General features: G+C 61.5%; 16 protein-coding genes (1 of these 16 cut by a window edge). 9 read left to right on the top strand and 7 right to left on the bottom strand.

What is annotated here, in order from left to right:
* The 3 genes from hrpB to ACSQ9D_RS19085 all read left to right on the top strand — a co-directional run.
* On the top strand, window positions 1-2,106 hold the 3' portion of the coding sequence (gene hrpB / locus ACSQ9D_RS19095; RefSeq protein ID WP_436283879.1) for an ATP-dependent helicase HrpB. Its footprint begins 351 nt before the window's first position; 2,106 of the gene's 2,457 nt are visible here — the last part of the coding sequence; the start codon falls outside the window, past its left edge; its stop codon occupies window positions 2,104-2,106.
* A gap of 27 nt (window positions 2,107-2,133) precedes the next feature.
* Window positions 2,134-3,444: an ActS/PrrB/RegB family redox-sensitive histidine kinase gene (locus ACSQ9D_RS19090; RefSeq protein WP_436283464.1), complete on the top strand. Its 1,311-nt coding sequence runs from the start codon at window positions 2,134-2,136 to the stop codon at window positions 3,442-3,444.
* Window positions 3,445-3,513: 69 nt separating this feature from the next.
* Window positions 3,514-4,089 (top strand): ActR/PrrA/RegA family redox response regulator transcription factor, encoded by a 576-nt coding sequence (locus ACSQ9D_RS19085; RefSeq protein WP_037116872.1) that lies wholly within the window; start codon window positions 3,514-3,516, stop codon window positions 4,087-4,089.
* Between the two features lie 2 nt (window positions 4,090-4,091).
* Here ACSQ9D_RS19085 and ACSQ9D_RS19080 read toward each other — a convergent pair whose 3' ends face one another.
* A complete protein-coding gene (locus ACSQ9D_RS19080; protein ID WP_436283463.1) occupies window positions 4,092-4,586 on the bottom strand; it encodes an MmcB family DNA repair protein in 495 nt (164 codons plus the stop codon).
* A gap of 179 nt (window positions 4,587-4,765) precedes the next feature.
* On the opposite strand from ACSQ9D_RS19080, the gene ACSQ9D_RS19075 reads away from it, so the two are divergent.
* Entirely contained in the window at window positions 4,766-5,452 is a 687-nt protein-coding gene (locus tag ACSQ9D_RS19075) for a L,D-transpeptidase (RefSeq protein ID WP_037116798.1), read from the top strand.
* Between the two features lie 75 nt (window positions 5,453-5,527).
* On the opposite strand, the gene ACSQ9D_RS19070 is transcribed toward ACSQ9D_RS19075, so the two are convergent.
* From ACSQ9D_RS19070 to hslV, 6 genes are all read right to left on the bottom strand, one after another.
* Complete coding sequence (locus ACSQ9D_RS19070; protein ID WP_436283462.1) at window positions 5,528-7,699, bottom strand: malate synthase G; 2,172 nt, start codon at window positions 7,697-7,699, stop codon at window positions 5,528-5,530.
* Between the two features lie 90 nt (window positions 7,700-7,789).
* On the bottom strand, window positions 7,790-9,202 hold the full coding sequence (locus ACSQ9D_RS19065) for a cytochrome P450 (protein WP_436283461.1): 1,413 nt from the start codon (window positions 9,200-9,202) through the stop codon (window positions 7,790-7,792).
* Window positions 9,203-9,254: 52 nt separating this feature from the next.
* Window positions 9,255-10,202: a DUF1402 family protein gene (locus ACSQ9D_RS19060; RefSeq protein WP_436283878.1), complete on the bottom strand. Its 948-nt coding sequence runs from the start codon at window positions 10,200-10,202 to the stop codon at window positions 9,255-9,257.
* Between the two features lie 189 nt (window positions 10,203-10,391).
* Window positions 10,392-11,699, bottom strand: a complete 1,308-nt coding sequence (gene hslU, locus ACSQ9D_RS19055; RefSeq protein ID WP_436283460.1) for an ATP-dependent protease ATPase subunit HslU — start codon at window positions 11,697-11,699, stop codon at window positions 10,392-10,394.
* Complete coding sequence (locus tag ACSQ9D_RS19050) at window positions 11,696-12,217, bottom strand: GNAT family N-acetyltransferase (RefSeq protein ID WP_436283459.1); 522 nt, start codon at window positions 12,215-12,217, stop codon at window positions 11,696-11,698. The genes hslU and ACSQ9D_RS19050 overlap by 4 nt, the downstream gene beginning before the upstream one ends.
* Entirely contained in the window at window positions 12,204-12,731 is a 528-nt protein-coding gene (hslV, locus tag ACSQ9D_RS19045; RefSeq protein WP_436283458.1) for an ATP-dependent protease subunit HslV, read from the bottom strand. The genes ACSQ9D_RS19050 and hslV overlap by 14 nt, the downstream gene beginning before the upstream one ends.
* Window positions 12,732-12,909: 178 nt before the next feature.
* Between hslV and hisB the strand changes: the two genes are divergently transcribed.
* The 5 genes from hisB to hisF are packed head-to-tail and all read left to right on the top strand — an operon-like array spanning window position 12,910 to window position 16,239.
* Window positions 12,910-13,518 (top strand): imidazoleglycerol-phosphate dehydratase HisB, encoded by a 609-nt coding sequence (gene hisB / locus ACSQ9D_RS19040; RefSeq protein WP_436283457.1) that lies wholly within the window; start codon window positions 12,910-12,912, stop codon window positions 13,516-13,518.
* A 23-nt stretch (window positions 13,519-13,541) separates the two neighbouring features.
* Window positions 13,542-14,027, top strand: a complete 486-nt coding sequence (locus ACSQ9D_RS19035; protein WP_436283456.1) for a DUF2628 domain-containing protein — start codon at window positions 13,542-13,544, stop codon at window positions 14,025-14,027.
* Window positions 14,027-14,677 carry an imidazole glycerol phosphate synthase subunit HisH gene (gene hisH, locus ACSQ9D_RS19030; protein ID WP_436283455.1) on the top strand — a complete coding sequence of 217 codons (651 nt, stop codon included), beginning with the start codon at window positions 14,027-14,029 and terminating at the stop codon, window positions 14,675-14,677. Before ACSQ9D_RS19035 ends, hisH begins: the two co-directional genes overlap by 1 nt.
* Window positions 14,678-14,704: 27 nt before the next feature.
* A complete protein-coding gene (hisA, locus tag ACSQ9D_RS19025; RefSeq protein WP_436283454.1) occupies window positions 14,705-15,454 on the top strand; it encodes a 1-(5-phosphoribosyl)-5-[(5-phosphoribosylamino)methylideneamino]imidazole-4-carboxamide isomerase in 750 nt (249 codons plus the stop codon).
* Entirely contained in the window at window positions 15,451-16,239 is a 789-nt protein-coding gene (gene hisF, locus ACSQ9D_RS19020; RefSeq protein ID WP_037116781.1) for an imidazole glycerol phosphate synthase subunit HisF, read from the top strand. The genes hisA and hisF overlap by 4 nt, the downstream gene beginning before the upstream one ends.
* Window positions 16,240-16,246: the final 7 nt, after the last annotated feature.

Genomic DNA, 16,246 nt, shown 5'->3' with positions numbered 1-16,246 from the left:
CTCTCCGGTGTCTCGACCGTCATCTTCGACGAGTTCCACGAGCGTTCGCTGGACGCCGACTTTGGCCTCGCGCTGGCGCTCGACGTGCAATCCGCCTTGCGCGATGACCTGCGCGTGCTTGTCATGTCGGCGACCCTTGACGTCGCCCGCGTCGCGGCACTTCTCGACCAGCCGCCCGTGATCGAGAGCATGGGGCGAAGCTATCCAATCGACATCCGCTATCAGGATCGGCCGGGCGGCGAGCGCATTGAAGACGCGATGACACGCGCCATCGCGGACGCGCACGCCAGGGAGAGCGGATCGATCCTTGCCTTCCTACCCGGCCAGGCGGAGATCGCCCGCACCGCGGAGCGGCTCGACGGGCGCTTCGGGCCACAGACGCTGATCGCACCGCTTTACGGCAATCTGACACAGAAGGAACAGGACGCTGCAATCCGACCGGCCGAGTCCGGTATGCGCAAGGTCGTGCTCGCCACGTCGATTGCCGAGACGTCGATCACCATCGACGGCGTGCGGATCGTAATCGACAGCGGCCTGCAGCGGCTTCCTGTGTTCGAGGCATCAACCGGCATCACACGGCTGGAAACGGTGCGCGTCTCACGCGCCTCGGCTGACCAACGCGCCGGACGTGCGGGGCGAACCGAGCCCGGTATCGCCATCCGTCTGTGGCACCAGGGGCAGACGGCCGCATTGCCGGCATTCACGCCACCGCAAATTCTCTCCAGCGATCTTTCCGGCCTTGTCCTTGACCTGGCGCATTGGGGCGTTCAGGACGCCCGCTCGCTGTCCTTTGTCGACCAGCCGCCGGAGACGACGCTTTCGGAAGCGCGCGCGCTGTTGCTGCAGCTCGGCGCGCTCGGCAAGGACGGTGCATTGACTGCGCGCGGAAAGATGATGCGCGACCTTGCGCTGCCACCGCGTCTGGCCGCCATGGTGATCTCGGCCGGCGAGACCGGGCATGCAAGGGATGCGGCGGCGCTTGCCGTGCTGCTGACCGAACAAGGCCTCGGCGGCCCGAGCCTTGATCTGGAAGAACGGATGCGACGTTTCCGGTCGGAGCGCGGCGATCGCGCCGAGGGCTCGCGTCAGCTGGCGGCTCGACTGGCCAAAGGTCTCGATGTCGCAAAGGCAATGGAACCCAGCCAGACGGGAAGGTTGCTGCTGCACGCCTTTCCTGACCGAATCGCGCTCCAGCGCGGCGGCAGAGGCCGGTTCCTCATGACGAACGGGCGCGGCGCGGAGCTGCCGGAGACCGAACGACTTGCCGGCAGCCAGATGCTCGTCATCGCCGACCTGACGGGCCGCGCAGCGCAGGGGCGCATCCTGGCGGCAGCAGAGGTTTCGCGCGCTGACATCGAGGAAGAGCTACCCGATGCCATTTTGACTGGCGACCAGACCTTCTTCGACCGGCAGAACCGGCAGGTCAGAGCCAGACGGGCGACGCGGCTCGGTGCCATCGTCTTCGACGAGACGCCGCTGCCCCGTCCGACCGGTGAGGCCGTTAGCCGCGCTCTGGCGGAAGGCGTGCGCGAGCTGGGGTTGGAACAGCTTCCCTTTTCCACGGAGGCCATGCAGCTTCGCGAACGCATGGGCTTTCTTCACCGCAGCATCGGCGACCCGTGGCCTGACCTCAGCGACGAAGCGCTGCTTTCGCGGCTGGACGAGTGGTTCGTTCCCTATCAGACGGATGCTCGGGGGATTTCCGATATCTCCCCATCCGGTCTTTCGAACGGTTTGATGGCATTGATACCGCACGGGCTGCAGCGCGATCTTTCGCGCCTCGCGCCGACGCATTTCGAAGCGCCGACGGGACAGCGCCATCCGATCCAGTATCACGGCGAAGAGCCGACTTTGACGATCCGTGTGCAGGAACTCTTCGGCCTCAAGCAGCATCCGGCGATCGGTGACGGCCGACTGCCGCTGCTTCTCGAGCTGACATCGCCCGCACATCGGCCGATCCAGACCACCCGCGACCTGCCCGGCTTCTGGGCCGGCTCGTGGAAGGATGTGCGCGCCGACATGCGCGGCCGCTATCCCAAACACCCCTGGCCTGAGCGGCCGGACGACGCCATGCCGACGACAAGGGTAAAACCTCGTGGTACATGAGCCCCAGCACGGTTCAAGGGATGCCAGATGGTTGATAATGTCGAGAGTTCGCCCGAAGAGGACAGGCACAGCAGCAGGCGCCTGAGACTGCAGACGCTGGTTCGGCTGAGATGGCTTGCCGTCGGCGGCCAGGCAGTCACAGTGTTCATCGTTGCCTTTTGGTTGAAATTCCCCCTTCCGCTGGTGGCGTGCGCGGTGCTGATCGCGGCGCTGGCGGCTGTCAATTTCTACCTTATGATCCGCTATCCGCCGACGCACCGCCTCTACCCGGGCGCGGCCTTCGCGCTGCTGGGCTTTGACCTTCTGCAGCTTTGCGCACTGCTGTTCATCACCGGCGGTCTTGCCAATCCCTTCGCTGCCCTCGTCTGCGTTCCTGTCATCATCTCCTTCGCGTCGCAGCCGATCCGCTTCAGCACGGTGCTCATCCTGGTCGCGATGGTCTGCATCACCATCCTCGCCTTCTCGCCCTTTCCCTTGCCGTGGTTCGACGGGGTCGAGATCAATGTGCATACCGTGATGCAGTTTGGCGTCTGGTGCTCGATCGCATCGACCATGGCTTTCGCCGCCTTCTATGCATATCGGGTCTCGATGGAGGCGAGCCAGCTGGCCGATGCCCTGGCGGCAACCGAACTTGTGCTGCAGCGGGAGAAGCACCTTTCGCAGCTGGACGGTCTTGCCGCCGCTGCCGCGCACGAGCTCGGAACTCCGCTCGCCACGATCAGCGTCGTTGCCAAGGAAATGGAACGGGAACTGAAGGATGACGATCGCTTTCGCGAGGATGTGCAGCTGCTGCGCAGCCAGAGCGAGCGGTGCCGCGACATCCTGCGGCGCCTGGCGACGCTCTCGGCGGAAGGCGAGGCACATCTTCGACGCCTGCCGCTGTCATCCATGATGGAAGAGATCGTGGCACCGCACAGGGAATTCGGGATCAAACTCGAACTCATCGAGAAAAGCCCGCGCAAGGGCGAGCCGGTCACCGACCGCAATGCCGGCATCATGTATGGGCTCGGCAACCTGATCGAGAACGCCGTCGACTACGCGCGTGATAGGGTAACGGTGACGGTCGAACACGATCCGAGAAAAGTCCGCATCACGGTCGAGGACGACGGCGAAGGCTACTCGTCCGATATTCTGACCCGGATCGGCGAACCCTATGTCACAAAGAGACAGCGGGAGGACCGCGCCGGTGGGCTAGGACTTGGCCTCTTCATCGCCAAGACGCTTCTGGAGCGATCCGGCGCGTCGCTTGTGTTCGAGAACCGCATGCCAGAGACTGCCGGAGCACGCGTCCGTGTCGAATGGCCGCGCATGCTGATCGATGTAAATTCGACAAAATGACGCTATCGGCATAATGAAAAGCGGAAAACTTGACTTATATCAGGCAGGCGGTTGCCGGGATTGACGAATATGAACGAGCTTGACCACGAATCCTCTCTCGCAGATGCGGATCATATCGGTCCGGACGCTAGCCTGCTGATCGTCGACGATGACGGGCCGTTCCTGCGCCGCCTGGCACGCGCCATGGAGACGCGTGGCTTCAAGGTCGAAACTGCCGAGTCGGTCGCGGAGGGTGTTGCCAAGTCGAAGAGCCATCCGCCGAAATACGCTGTCGTCGACCTGCGGCTTGGCGACGGCAACGGGTTGGATGTGATCGAGGCAATCCGGCAGCGTCGGGACGACACGCGGATCATCGTTTTGACCGGCTACGGCAATATTGCGACAGCCGTCACGGCGGTGAAGCTCGGCGCTGTCGATTACCTGGCAAAGCCTGCCGATGCCGACGATGTCTATGCAGCGCTGACGCAGCGGGCCGGGGAGAAGGCGGAGCTGCCGGAAAACCCGATGTCGGCTGACCGGGTGCGGTGGGAGCATATCCAGCGGGTTTACGAGATGTGCGAGCGCAATGTTTCGGAGACGGCGCGACGGCTCAACATGCATCGCCGTACGCTGCAGCGGATCCTCGCCAAGCGCGCGCCGAAGTAAGCTCAGATATCGTCGACATCAAACGGCTTGCCGTTTGCCCATTCGGCCATCAGCAGGCGCTGAGCGGCTACGCGGGAAAAATTCAGCGTGACGGATTTGCGCGTGGCGGGCGCCAGGCGATGCTCGGGCGCTTCCCGCATCATATGCGCACCGTAGCCATCGGATAGGAACAGGCCGCAGTCCTCGGGGAAAATCTCGAGCGGAACGTCCTTGTGGGTGGCGAAGAACAGGCGATCGCAATGCAGGCGATACTCCGGCCACTTGCGGTCGACGCGAAAGTCCTCGATCGACGTCTTGATCTCGATGATCCAGATTTCGCCCTTCTCCGAGATCGTGATCAGGTCGGCCCGCCGCCCGCTCGCAAGCGATAGCTCCGGCAAGACCGCGTGACGCATTTCATGAAGTAAAGTCTGAGTCCCGCGACGCACGAGCATAGCTCTGTCCGATTGCCGGCCATCTATTAACGGATTGTTATTGTAAACATTCAAAATCGTCATGGATAACCGTGGGCGTGGTGCGCGCGTTGTTGCAAAAAAACCATGCGCTTCTAATTTGCCGCTGCGTATTGGTTTTGCCGCACTGCAACAGCTTGCAAAGGCAAAGTTAATCGAAAATAAACCATAATCAAAGATGGTTCAAAAGACCGTTCCCCTTGCCCATTTCCTAAGAGACATCCATGCGCATCCGCAATGCATTTCCTGTATTCGGCCTGATGGCGACGCTCGCTCTGGCCGGTTGCTCCTCGACTACCGAAAGCGCCTCCGTCGAAGACAAGGGCACCCCGGGGCCGACCGTTCAGACCGCGCAAATCTTCGACGACGCCTACGGCGTGACGACGGATGCGGGATATTCGCTTCCGGCGATCCCGATCCAGAAGGTGAAGCCGCAGTTCCGCCGGCAGATCGTCTCTTACGAAACCACCGAACGCCCGGGCACGATCATCGTCAACACGCGCGAGCGCTTCCTCTACTACATCCTGCCGGGCGGCAAGGCGATGCGTTACGGCATCGGCGTCGGCAAGCAGGGCTTCGCCTGGGCCGGCACGGCCTATGTCGCCTGGAAGCAGGAATGGCCGACCTGGCACCCGCCGAAGGAAATGGCCGAGCGTAAGCCGGAAGTCGCCAAATACGTCGAGGAGGGCATGGGCCCAGGCCTCAGCAACCCGCTTGGTGCGCGCGCCATGTACCTCTTCAACGAAAAGGGCCAGGACACCCTCTTCCGCCTGCACGGCACGCCGGAATGGGCTTCGATCGGTACGGCCGCCTCGTCCGGCTGCATTCGCCTGATGAACCAGGACGTTATCGACCTCTACAGCCGCGTGCGTCCGGGCAAGACGACCTCGAAGGTCATCGTTATCCAGTAAGCTGCCGCTGAAATCGGGTATTTAAAAGGCCGCCGGAACGTTGTTTCGGCGGCCGTTTCTATTGATTTGTCCTCGTCAGGCCGCTTGCTCGGCCTTCAGTTCGAGGCGGCGACGATGCAGGACTGGCTCGGTATAGCCGTTCGGCTGCGCCCTGCCCTTCAAGACGAGATCAAGGGCCGCCTGGAAGGCGATCGAAGCGTCGAAATCGGGCGCCATCGGAGTGTAGGCGGGATCGGACGCATTCTGCTGATCGACGATGGCGGCCATGCGCTTCATCGTCTCGACGATCTGCGCTTCGGTCGTGACCTTGTGGTGCAGCCAGTTCGCCATATGCTGGGCGGAAATGCGCAGCGTCGCCCGGTCCTCCATGAGGCCGACATTGTTGATGTCGGGCACCTTGGAGCAGCCGACGCCCTGATCGACCCAGCGGACAACATAGCCGAGAATGCCCTGGGCGTTGTTGTCGAGTTCCCGCTGGATTTCCTCCGGCGTCCAATTCGGGCGGACCGCGACGGGGACCGAAAGGATATCGGAGAGCTTGGCACGCGCGCGATCCTTGAGGCCCTGCTGGACGCGGGCGACGTTGACGCGGTGGTAATGCGTGGCGTGCAGCGTCGCGGCCGTCGGCGACGGAACCCAGGCGGTATTGGCTCCAGCCTTCGGGTGCGCGATCTTCTGCTCCAGCATCGCCGCCATCAGATCCGGCATGGCCCACATGCCCTTGCCGATCTGCGCGTGGCCGGATAGGCCGCATTCGAGGCCGATATCGACGTTCCAGTTTTCGTAGGCCGCGATCCAGGCGGCCTGCTTCATGTCGCCCTTGCGGATCATCGGCCCGGCCTCCATCGAGGTGTGGATTTCATCGCCCGTACGATCCAGAAAGCCGGTATTGATGAACACCACGCGCTCGCGAGCCGCACGGATGCATTCCTTGAGATTGACCGTCGTCCGTCGCTCCTCGTCCATGATGCCCATCTTGATGGTATTGCGCGCCATGCCGAGGGCATCCTCGACCCGCGAGAAGATCTCGGCTGCGAACGCGACTTCCTCGGGGCCATGCATCTTCGGCTTGACGACGTAGACCGAGCCAGTATGCGAATTCTTGCGGCGGCCGTTCGCGCCCACGTCGTGGAGCGCAATCGTGCCCGTGATCATCGCATCCATGATGCCCTCCGGCACTTCATTGCCGTCACGATCAAGGATGGCGGCATTGGTCATGAGGTGGCCGACGTTGCGCACCAGCATCAGCGATCGGCGATGCACTTCGAAGGGCGTACCTGTCGGACCGTTGTATTCCAAATCCGGATTGAGCTTTCGGATGAAGCTCGAACCGCCCTTCGATACCTCTTCCTGAAGGTCGCCCTTCATGAGGCCGAGCCAATTGCGGTAGATGACGACCTTGTCTTCAGCGTCGACGGCTGCAACCGAATCCTCACAGTCCATGATCGTCGTGATCGCCGATTCCAGCCAGACGTCGGAGATATGCGCCGGATCGCTCTTGCCAATCGCGGTTGAGGCATCGATGACGATGTCGATATGGATGCCGTTGTTCTTCAGCAGGATGTGAGTCGGCGCCGCGGCATCGCCTTGATAGCCGGCAAAGTGCGCCGCATCGGTCAGCGAAACATGCTCGCCATCGGTTGAGGTGACGGCCAGAGCACCATCCCGCACAGCAAACGTCGCAACATCCTTCCAGCTCCAGCCGTCGAGCGGAGCGGCGGTGTCGAGGAGATCGCGAGCCCAGGCAATGACCTTCTCGCCGCGTTTGGGATTGTAGCCCTTGCCCTTCTCGGCACCGTCGCTCTCGGAAATCGCGTCCGTTCCGTAAAGCGCATCGTAGAGCGAGCCCCAGCGGGCGTTGGCGGCATTCAGCGCGTAGCGAGCGTTCATGACGGGAACGACAAGCTGTGGGCCCGCTATCGAAGCGATCTCCGGATCGACATTCGTGGTCGTCACCTGGAAGTCGGAGCCCTCCGGCAGGATATAGCCGATGTCCCGAAGAAACGCCTGATAGGCTTCCATATCGGTCGGCGCACCGTGTTGGCGGTACCAATCATCGATACGAAGCTGAAGCGCATCGCGCTTGGCGAGCAGCTCCCGATTGCGCGGCGCCAGATCGTGAACGATGGCCGAGAAATCGGCAAAGAACTTGTCGGCATCGATCTTCAGCCCGGGCAGCGCTTCCTTGGCCAGAAACTCATGAAGGACGGCTTCAACAGCAAGACCGTTTTTATCGATGCGGCTCATTCAATGTCTCCTAGGACTTACGCAGTTTTTCGCACGCTGCCACTTTGCCTGGCTTTCATTCATAGTCAATTATGCAATAGTTCGAAAGATTTATGCCGATTTAGGCAAAGACCGAGGCGTGACGCACATCGGTAGCCCGTTTTGCGGCTGCGTCGTCAGCTTTTGCACCGGCCAGGGCTTCGTCTGATCCGTCAGGTCGAAGCGGAGACGGTGCATCAGCACCGCTAGAGCGATAACTGCTTCCTGCAAGGCAAAGGTTGCGCCGATGCAGACACGCGGGCCCGCGCCGAACGGCAGGAACTGGAAGCGACCGATCTTGCCGCGATTCTCCGGTAGGAACCGTTCCGGCATGTAGGCGCGCGGCTTGTCCCAATAGAGTTCGTGGCGATGCAGCGTCCACGGCATGATGAGAACGGTGACGCCGGCCTCGATCTCGACCGTTTCACCCTTCGCGTCGGTCCACCGATCGGCGGCGATTGCGGCGCGATTGATCGACGGCGCCGGCGGATAGAGCCGCAGCGCCTCCTCGAAGGCCGCGCGGGTGTAAGGCATCAGATCGAGCCACTTGACCGGCTCGACATCCTGCGCCAGCACGCGATCAATCTCCTCCTCCATCGCCTCGCGGATATGCTGCGTGTTCGCGACACAGTAGAGCGTCCATGCGAGTGCACGCGCCGTCGTCTCGTGGCCGGCACCGATGAAGGTAAGGATATTGTCTTCGATTTCGTCATTCGTCAGCCCGCCGCTCGCGGCCTGATCGAGGAGCAAGGTCAGGAAGTCGTCCGGCGCGGCGGCGCGATTGGCCTGCATGCGCACAAGCCGGGCATGCATGGTCTGGCGCACGATGTTGCGAAACTTGTCGAGCACCTTCTGGCCACCGATGCGGGTCAGGCGCGGAACCCAGGACGGCGCGCGCAGGAGGTCCATCGGATCGACGCGCCCCATACGATGCAAGAGCGCGTTGACGTCATCGGCAAAGCTGTCGGAGGACGTGACTATCTCACCCGAGAACAGCGTATCGGCAAGAATGGCGAAGGTCAGCTCCGTCATGTCGGCGGCGATCTCGAAGACCTTGCCCTTGCTGCCAGCGGCCTCGTATTTTCTCGCATAGTCCTCGGACTGGCGAAGCATCTGGCCGGCAAAGCCGTTTGCATGGCGCGGTGTGAAAACCGGCGCGACCGCCTTGCGGGATCGCTTCCAGACTTCTCCTTCCGCCGTCAGCAATCCGTCGCGCAGGATGGGGCGCAGAATGAGCTGGCGAATGTCCGACATACGGTAGTTTGCGGCATTGTCGACGAGAACATGGCGGATCAGGCCGGGGTCGTTGACGATCAGGGTTCTTTCCCGAAAGAACCGCGTGTGAATCCACGGCAGCGTATAGGAAGGCTCTCCCCAGAGTTCCAGCGGGTTGCGCAGGATCGTTCGGATGATCTCAAGGCGTCCCGGCGGCACTGTTCGCGGCAACGGCGCTGGGGGCTCGAAGGGATGCGGACGCATGTCCATGAGAATTCAGCCTTTCGCGGAAGATCTCAAGCTCTTCCCGGCAAGGCAAAAACTAGAGCAGGCGCTCCAGCTCGTCCAGCTTATCGTTAACCAGCCAACCGTAATAGTTCTCTTCCGGCCAGACAGTTTCGCCCGAAGCACGATTCTTGGCAGCAAGAGCAGCCGCGCGCTGGCGCGAATTGCCGACATTATATAGCGTGGCGGTCAGGCCTGGATTCCTGGAAATATCCATGTCGGCGATCTCCTTGTAATCGTCAATCGACCGGCGGATCGAGGCGGCGACGAAAGCGAGCGAGATATCGGGCTGCATGATCGCCTTGTAGACGGAACCGGCGTCCTTCTCGTTCAGCTTCTCATAGCCCGACACCTTGGAGACGAGATCCGAGAGCATCAGCGCCGTCAGCGGGTTGATCTGGCCGAGGCCGAAGGTCTGACCGGCATAGAAGGGCTGGAAGAAAACGGCGCTGAATCGATTGTTCGGGAAACTCTTGCCGTCCACGGTCTTGCCGCGGAAATCGCTTTCCCAGATATCCTCGCGGCAGCTCCAAAGCGTGTAGGCATCGCCCTTGCCGTTGCATTCGGAAAACTGCGGCCGCTTGATGAAGTCGTCCACGTCCTCGCCATTGTAGGCGAAGCGGAAGCTCTCGCCGGCATAGGATGCAGCCTTCACATAATAGGACTGCAAACGGTCGTAAGCGTCGACATTATACGTGTGCTCGCCGACGATCGCGCCGATCACATGAATCGGATCGATGCCGTAAGCGGCCGAAACCTTCTTGATCTTGGCCATCAGCTCGTGATCCGAGGCGAGGAGATCATGAACTTTCTCGTACTTGCGATCGAACGAGGTCTTCGTGCCTTTCGTGCGGCGGACCGAGGCGCCTGGAACATCCGGTTGCTCGGCATGACGGTTTCCTGGCGGCACCGCCTGCATGGCAAAAGCGGGAGCCGAGGTCAGCACGGCAGCAGCAATCAAGAGGCTTGTCAGAAGGCGTCGCACGATCAGCGTTCTCATCGGTTCATGGCATTGTCGCGAAGCGCGCTGACTGGACCACAATCTTGGCCGAATGATGCTGGCGCTGACAACAAAACGGGCCTTTCACTAAAAAGTAAAAGGCCCGCTGTCGAGAGTTCAAGCTGACAAAATCGCGTCATTACATCAATGAAGACATGACTGGATGCTTGTTCATCACAGGATGAAGCGGGACAGATCCGTGTTCTGCGCCAGGTCGCCGACATGCTTGCGTACATACTCGGCATCGATGGTCACAGCCGTGCCGCCGCGATCGGGTGCGTTGAACGAGATCTCGTCCAATACACGCTCCATCACCGTCTGCAGGCGGCGGGCACCGATGTTTTCGACCGACGAGTTCAGGTGAACGGCGACATCGGCCAGAGCATCGATGCCGTCATCGGTGAACTCGAGGGTGAGGCCTTCGGTCTCCATCAGCGCCTTGTACTGCCTGATAAGGCTCGCCTCGGTTTCCGTCAGGATGCGGCGGAAGTCTTCCTTGGTCAGCGGACGCAGTTCGACGCGGATCGGCAGGCGGCCCTGCAATTCCGGCAGGAGGTCCGACGGCTTGGAGACATGGAAGGCACCCGAGGCGATGAACAGCACGTGGTCGGTCTTCACCGGGCCGTACTTCGTCGACACCGTCGTGCCTTCGACCAGCGGAAGCAGGTCGCGCTGCACGCCTTCACGCGAAACGCCTGCACCCATGCCGCCGTCGCGAGCGGCGATCTTGTCGATCTCGTCGAGGAAGACGATACCGTCATTCTCGACCGCACGGACCGCCTCGCGCTGGATGACTTCGTTGTCGATCAGCTTGTCGGACTCGTCGCGGATCAGATCCGTGTAGGATGCCTTGACCGTCGTGCGGACCTTCTTGGTGCGGCCGCCCATCGCCTTGCCGAACATTTCGGAAAGGTTGAGCACGCCGATATTGGCGCCCGGCATGCCGGGAATGTCGAAGCCGCCCATGCCGGTGGCGGTGTCGGCGATCTCGATATCGATCTCCTTGTCGTCAAGTTCGCCGCTGCGCAGCTTCTTGCGGAAGCTGTCGCGCGTCGCCGGCGAGGCCGTGGAGCCGACGAGCGCATCGAGAACGCGCTCTTCCGCACTCATATGCGCCTTGGCCTGCACTTCGCTGCGCTTCTTCTCGCGGGCGAGCCCGATGCCGACCTCGACGAGATCACGGATAATCTGTTCGACGTCGCGGCCGACATAGCCGACTTCAGTGAACTTCGTGGCTTCGACCTTGATGAATGGCGCACCCGCCAGTTTGGCGAGACGGCGAGAGATTTCCGTCTTGCCGACACCGGTCGGACCGATCATCAGGATGTTCTTGGGCATGACTTCGTCGCGCAGATCCGGATCGAGCTGGTGGCGACGCCAGCGGTTGCGCAACGCGATTGCCACCGCGCGCTTGGCCTCATGCTGGCCGATGATATAGCGATCGAGTTCGGAAACGATCTCGCGGGGGGAAAAAGTGGTCATGTGTCCGTTACTCCGGGTGCGTCCAACGCCATGAAATGCGCCGGACCGTAAATGGAAGTTCTTGTATCGACGTAGTGGAAGCCTGCTTTTTCGTAAGCCCTAATCGCCTGGCGGTTTTCGGGATCCGGATCGATCACGATGCGCCTTGCACCGTTCGCGAAGAGTTCGGCCGCGAGCTGACGGATGATCGCAGTACCGTGACCCTTGCCTATCAGTTCGGCAACACCGATCGAGATATCGACGCCCAGCGTGCCTTTCGGCTGGTCCTGATAGGGATGACCGTCTTGCGAATGAGGATCATAGCTTTGAAGGTAACCTATCGGATGCCCGTCCAGCTCCACGATCATCGGCCTTGTCTCGATACTGTTCATCGCCTCTTCGATCGACGCAAGCTCTGTCTCGGGCGCGCGCCACCACTTCGCGACATGTGGCTCTGCCAACCACTTTGCCACGAGGCCAAAATCCTCGCGGCTGATGTCGCGGAAACGGTATTTCGGGGCGTGCTCAGCCTTCGGCATCCAGGGTTTCCACCACCACATTATGGTTCGTGTAGACACAGATATCGGCGGCAATATCCAGCGCGCGACGCGCCACGTCTTCGGCTGATTTGTCCGTATCCATCAGGGCGAGAGCCGCAGCGAGTGCAAAATTGCCGCCCGAACCGATCGCCATGGCGCCATGCTCCGGCTCAAGAACGTCACCGTTGCCTGTTATCGCCAGTGTCACCTGCTTGTCGGCGACGAGCATCATGGCTTCGAGGTTGCGGAGATACTTGTCCGTGCGCCAATCCTTGGCGAGCTCGACGGCTGCGCGCATCAGCTGGCCCGGATATTGTTCGAGCTTCTTTTCAAGACGTTCGAGGAGGGTGAAGGCATCCGCGGTGGCGCCTGCGAAACCGGCAATCACTTCGCCCTTGCCGATGCGCCGGACCTTGCGGGCATTGCCCTTCATCACGGTCTGGCCGAGGCTCACCTGACCGTCGCCGGCCATGATGACCTTGCCGCCCTTTCGAACTGTAACAATCGTTGTCATCTATTCACCTTTGCCCGTCTGCCGGGCTCGTTGCGTCGGGCCGAACGCCGGCCCTGTCGAGCCCTATGTAAGTGCGTGAATGCCGATTGCAAATGGCGTCGTTTTCTGCTGCCGCGGTTCTGGATATTTCACGGCTTGCCTGATAAGGAACGCCCGTATTTCCTGATGGAGCAGCCATATGGCCGAGACCGCAGCAAGCCGCACGGGCACCGTATCCCGCAAGACGAACGAAACTTCGGTTTCCGTTTCCGTCAATCTCGACGGTACCGGAAAATCGAAGATTTCAACGGGCGTCGGCTTCTTCGACCATATGCTTGACCAGCTGTCACGACATTCGCTCATCGACATGGAGATCGAGACCAAGGGCGACCTGCACATCGACGATCACCACACGGTGGAAGACACCGGCATCGCGATCGGCCAGGCGATTGCCAAGGCGCTCGGCGATCGCCGCGGCATCGCCCGCTACGCATCGATCGATCTCGCCATGGACGAGACGATGACGAAGGCAGCCGTCGACCTTTCCGGTCGTCCCTTCCTCGTCTGGAACGTCGCCTTCAGCGCGCCGAAGATCGGCACGTTCGACACGGAGCTCGTTCGCGAATTCTTCCAGGCGCTTGCCCAGAACGCCGGCATCACCTTGCATGTCCTCAACCATTATGGGGCCAACAACCACCATATTGCAGAGACATGCTTCAAGGCCGTTGCCCGCGCGCTGCGTACGGCAACAGAGATCGATCCGAGACAGGCGGGCCGTGTTCCCTCGACGAAGGGCACGCTCGTCTGAGCCCCCTAAGGGAGCTTGACGATATGACTTCCAGCTATCTGGTTCTGACTGCGCCTGGTGGAACGGACTCCAACCACGAGAAGACGCGCTTCATTCGCGACGGCTTTACCATGCTCGGGTTTCTCTTCCCCTGGATATGGCTGGCCTTCCATCGGCTGTGGCTCCACGCCATCGCGGCATTCCTCCTGCAGAGCCTTGGCGGTGCTCTGGCCGACCGGGCGGACCTCTGGCCAGTCGGCGTCGCGATCACCTTCGGCACCAGTCTGTTGGTGGCGCTCGAGGGGCAGAATCTTCGTATCCGCAATCTGGTCGCGAAGGGCTGGGACGAAGCCGACCTCGTCTCTGCCGATTCGCTGCAGACCGCTGAAGAAATCTACTTTTCGAATGTTCAGACCGACACCGGCGACAGCCGTCCGGCGCCCTCGCCGCAATGGGACCCCACAGCCCATGCCCCGCGTCACGGCAACGCCACCTCGCTCGATCTCTTTGGTTTTGATGGAGGACGCTGATGCGCGTCGCAATTATCGACTACGGTTCCGGCAATCTGCGTTCGGCGACGAAGGCCTTCGAACGAGCCGCGCGGGAAGCCGGCATCGATGCCGTGATCGACCTGACTGACAAGGCCGAGACCGTCGCGGCCGCCGATCGCGTTGTGCTGCCAGGCGTCGGTGCCTATGCCGACTGCCGGCGCGGGCTCGATGCCGTTCCCGGCATGTCGGAAGCGCTGATCGATGCGGTCGAGAAAAAGGCCCGACCTTTCCTCGGCATTTGCGTCGGCATGCAGCTGATGTCGTCACGCGGTCTCGAGAAGACGGTCACTGATGGTTTCGGCTGGATCCCCGGAGACGTCGTTGAGATGACGCCCGGTGAAGCCAATCTAAAGATCCCGCAAATCGGCTGGAATACACTGGACCTAAGATCCCCTCACCCGCTGTTTGAGGGTATTCCCACGGGGCCGAACGGGCTGCATGCCTATTTTGTGCATTCCTATCATCTGGCGGCGAAGAACTCTGGCGACGTGATTGCGACGGCCGACTACGGCGGGCCGATCACTGCTTTCGTTGGCCGCGACAACATGGCCGGAGCCCAGTTCCATCCCGAAAAGAGCCAGAAGCTCGGCCTGGCCCTAATTGCCAATTTCCTGCGCTGGAAGCCTTAAAGCTCGCGCATTGCAAGGACAGACAGAATGATCCTATTTCCCGCAATCGACCTCAAGGATGGCCAGTGTGTTCGCCTCAAGCTCGGCGATATGGACCAGGCGACCGTCTACAATCCCGACCCTGCCGCGCAGGCGAAGGCGTTTGAAGATCAAGGGTTCGAGTGGCTGCATGTCGTTGATCTGAACGGCGCCTTCGCCGGCGAAAGCGTCAATGGCGCGGCCGTCGACGCAATCCTGAAGGCGACGAAGAACCCCGTCCAGCTTGGCGGCGGTATTCGCACACTCGACCATATCGAGAGCTGGCTGTCGCGCGGCCTCGCCCGCGTCATTCTTGGCACGATCGCCGTGCGCAATCCGGCACTGGTGATCGAAGCCTGCAAGACGTTTCCAGGCCGCGTGGCTGTCGGCATCGATGCCAAGGGCGGCAAAGTCGCCGTCGAGGGCTGGGCCGAGGCCTCCGAGCTCGGCGTCATCGAGCTGGCGAGGAAATTCGAGGGCGCAGGCGTTGCAGCAATCATCTATACCGACATCGACCGTGACGGCATCCTCGCAGGCATCAATTGGGCGTCAACCCTCGAACTTGCCAAGGCGGTGTCGATCCCGGTGATCGCGTCCGGCGGCCTGGCTTCGATCGAGGATGTGAAACGGATGCTCGAGCCCGACGCACGCACGCTCGAGGGTGCGATCTCGGGCCGCGCGCTGTATGATGGACGCATCGATCCCAAGGAAGCGCTGGCGCTGATTGCAACCGCACGCGCAAAGGAGATAGCGCAGTGACCCTGAAGGCCCGTGTCATTCCCTGCCTCGACGTCAAGGACGGCCGCGTCGTCAAGGGCGTCAATTTCGTCAACCTCGTGGACGCCGGCGACCCGGTCGAGGCGGCCAAGGCCTACGATGCTGCCGGCGCCGACGAGCTCTGCTTCCTCGACATCACGGCTTCTTCGGACAATCGCGAAACAATCTTCGACGTCGTCGCACGCACGGCCGAGCAGTGCTTCATGCCTGTCACCGTCGGCGGGGGCGTGCGCACCATCACTGATATTCGCAAGTTGCTGCTCTGCGGCGCCGACAAGGTTTCGATCAATTCGGCGGCAGTCAACAATCCTGATTTCGTTGCGGAAGCGGCGGACAAGTTCGGCGACCAGTGCATCGTCGTCTCGATCGATGCCAAGCGCCGGCGCACGCAGGCGGTCGGCCAGGACAATCTGAGCGCCTGGGAGATCTACACACATGGTGGCCGCAATGCGACCGGCATCGACGCCGTGGATTTCGCACGGAAAATGGTCGAGCGCGGGGCCGGCGAACTGCTCGTCACGTCGATGGACCGAGACGGAACGAAAGTCGGCTACGATCTCGAGTTGACACGCGCCATTGCGGATTCGGTTCGGGTGCCGGTCATCGCCTCGGGCGGCGTCGGCGACCTCGACGATCTCGTGGCCGGCGTCAAGCAGGGGCATGCCAATGCCGTTTTGGCCGCATCGATCTTCCACTTCGGCACCTATTCCGTCGGCGAGGCGAAGCGCTATATGTCGTCCTGCGGCATCGACATGCGTCTGGACTGATCAGAAA

Source organism: Rhizobium sp. LjRoot258 (assembly GCF_964254185.1).
In the GTDB taxonomy this organism is placed as follows: Bacteria; Pseudomonadota; Alphaproteobacteria; order Rhizobiales; family Rhizobiaceae; genus Rhizobium.
This window is presented reverse-complemented; position numbering and strand designations above follow the sequence as displayed.

Bases quoted from the DNA above. Each gene is read 5' to 3' on its own strand.
- ACSQ9D_RS19090 (WP_436283464.1), top strand. From the start codon at position 2,134: ATGGTTGATAATGTCGAGAGTTCGCCCGAAGAGGACAGGCACAGCAGC.
- ACSQ9D_RS19070 (WP_436283462.1), bottom strand. From the start codon at position 7,699: ATGAGCCGCATCGATAAAAACGGTCTTGCTGTTGAAGCCGTCCTTCAT.
- hisB (WP_436283457.1), top strand. From the start codon at position 12,910: ATGGCCGAGACCGCAGCAAGCCGCACGGGCACCGTATCCCGCAAGACG.
- hisA (WP_436283454.1), top strand. From the start codon at position 14,705: ATGATCCTATTTCCCGCAATCGACCTCAAGGATGGCCAGTGTGTTCGC.
- ACSQ9D_RS19050 (WP_436283459.1), bottom strand. From the start codon at position 12,217: ATGCCGAAGGCTGAGCACGCCCCGAAATACCGTTTCCGCGACATCAGC.
- ACSQ9D_RS19065 (WP_436283461.1), bottom strand. From the start codon at position 9,202: ATGGACATGCGTCCGCATCCCTTCGAGCCCCCAGCGCCGTTGCCGCGA.
- hslU (WP_436283460.1), bottom strand. From the start codon at position 11,699: ATGACCACTTTTTCCCCCCGCGAGATCGTTTCCGAACTCGATCGCTAT.
- hisH (WP_436283455.1), top strand. From the start codon at position 14,027: ATGCGCGTCGCAATTATCGACTACGGTTCCGGCAATCTGCGTTCGGCG.
- hslV (WP_436283458.1), bottom strand. From the start codon at position 12,731: ATGACAACGATTGTTACAGTTCGAAAGGGCGGCAAGGTCATCATGGCC.
- ACSQ9D_RS19080 (WP_436283463.1), bottom strand. From the start codon at position 4,586: ATGACGATTTTGAATGTTTACAATAACAATCCGTTAATAGATGGCCGG.
- ACSQ9D_RS19075 (WP_037116798.1), top strand. From the start codon at position 4,766: ATGCGCATCCGCAATGCATTTCCTGTATTCGGCCTGATGGCGACGCTC.
- ACSQ9D_RS19035 (WP_436283456.1), top strand. From the start codon at position 13,542: ATGACTTCCAGCTATCTGGTTCTGACTGCGCCTGGTGGAACGGACTCC.
- ACSQ9D_RS19085 (WP_037116872.1), top strand. From the start codon at position 3,514: ATGAACGAGCTTGACCACGAATCCTCTCTCGCAGATGCGGATCATATC.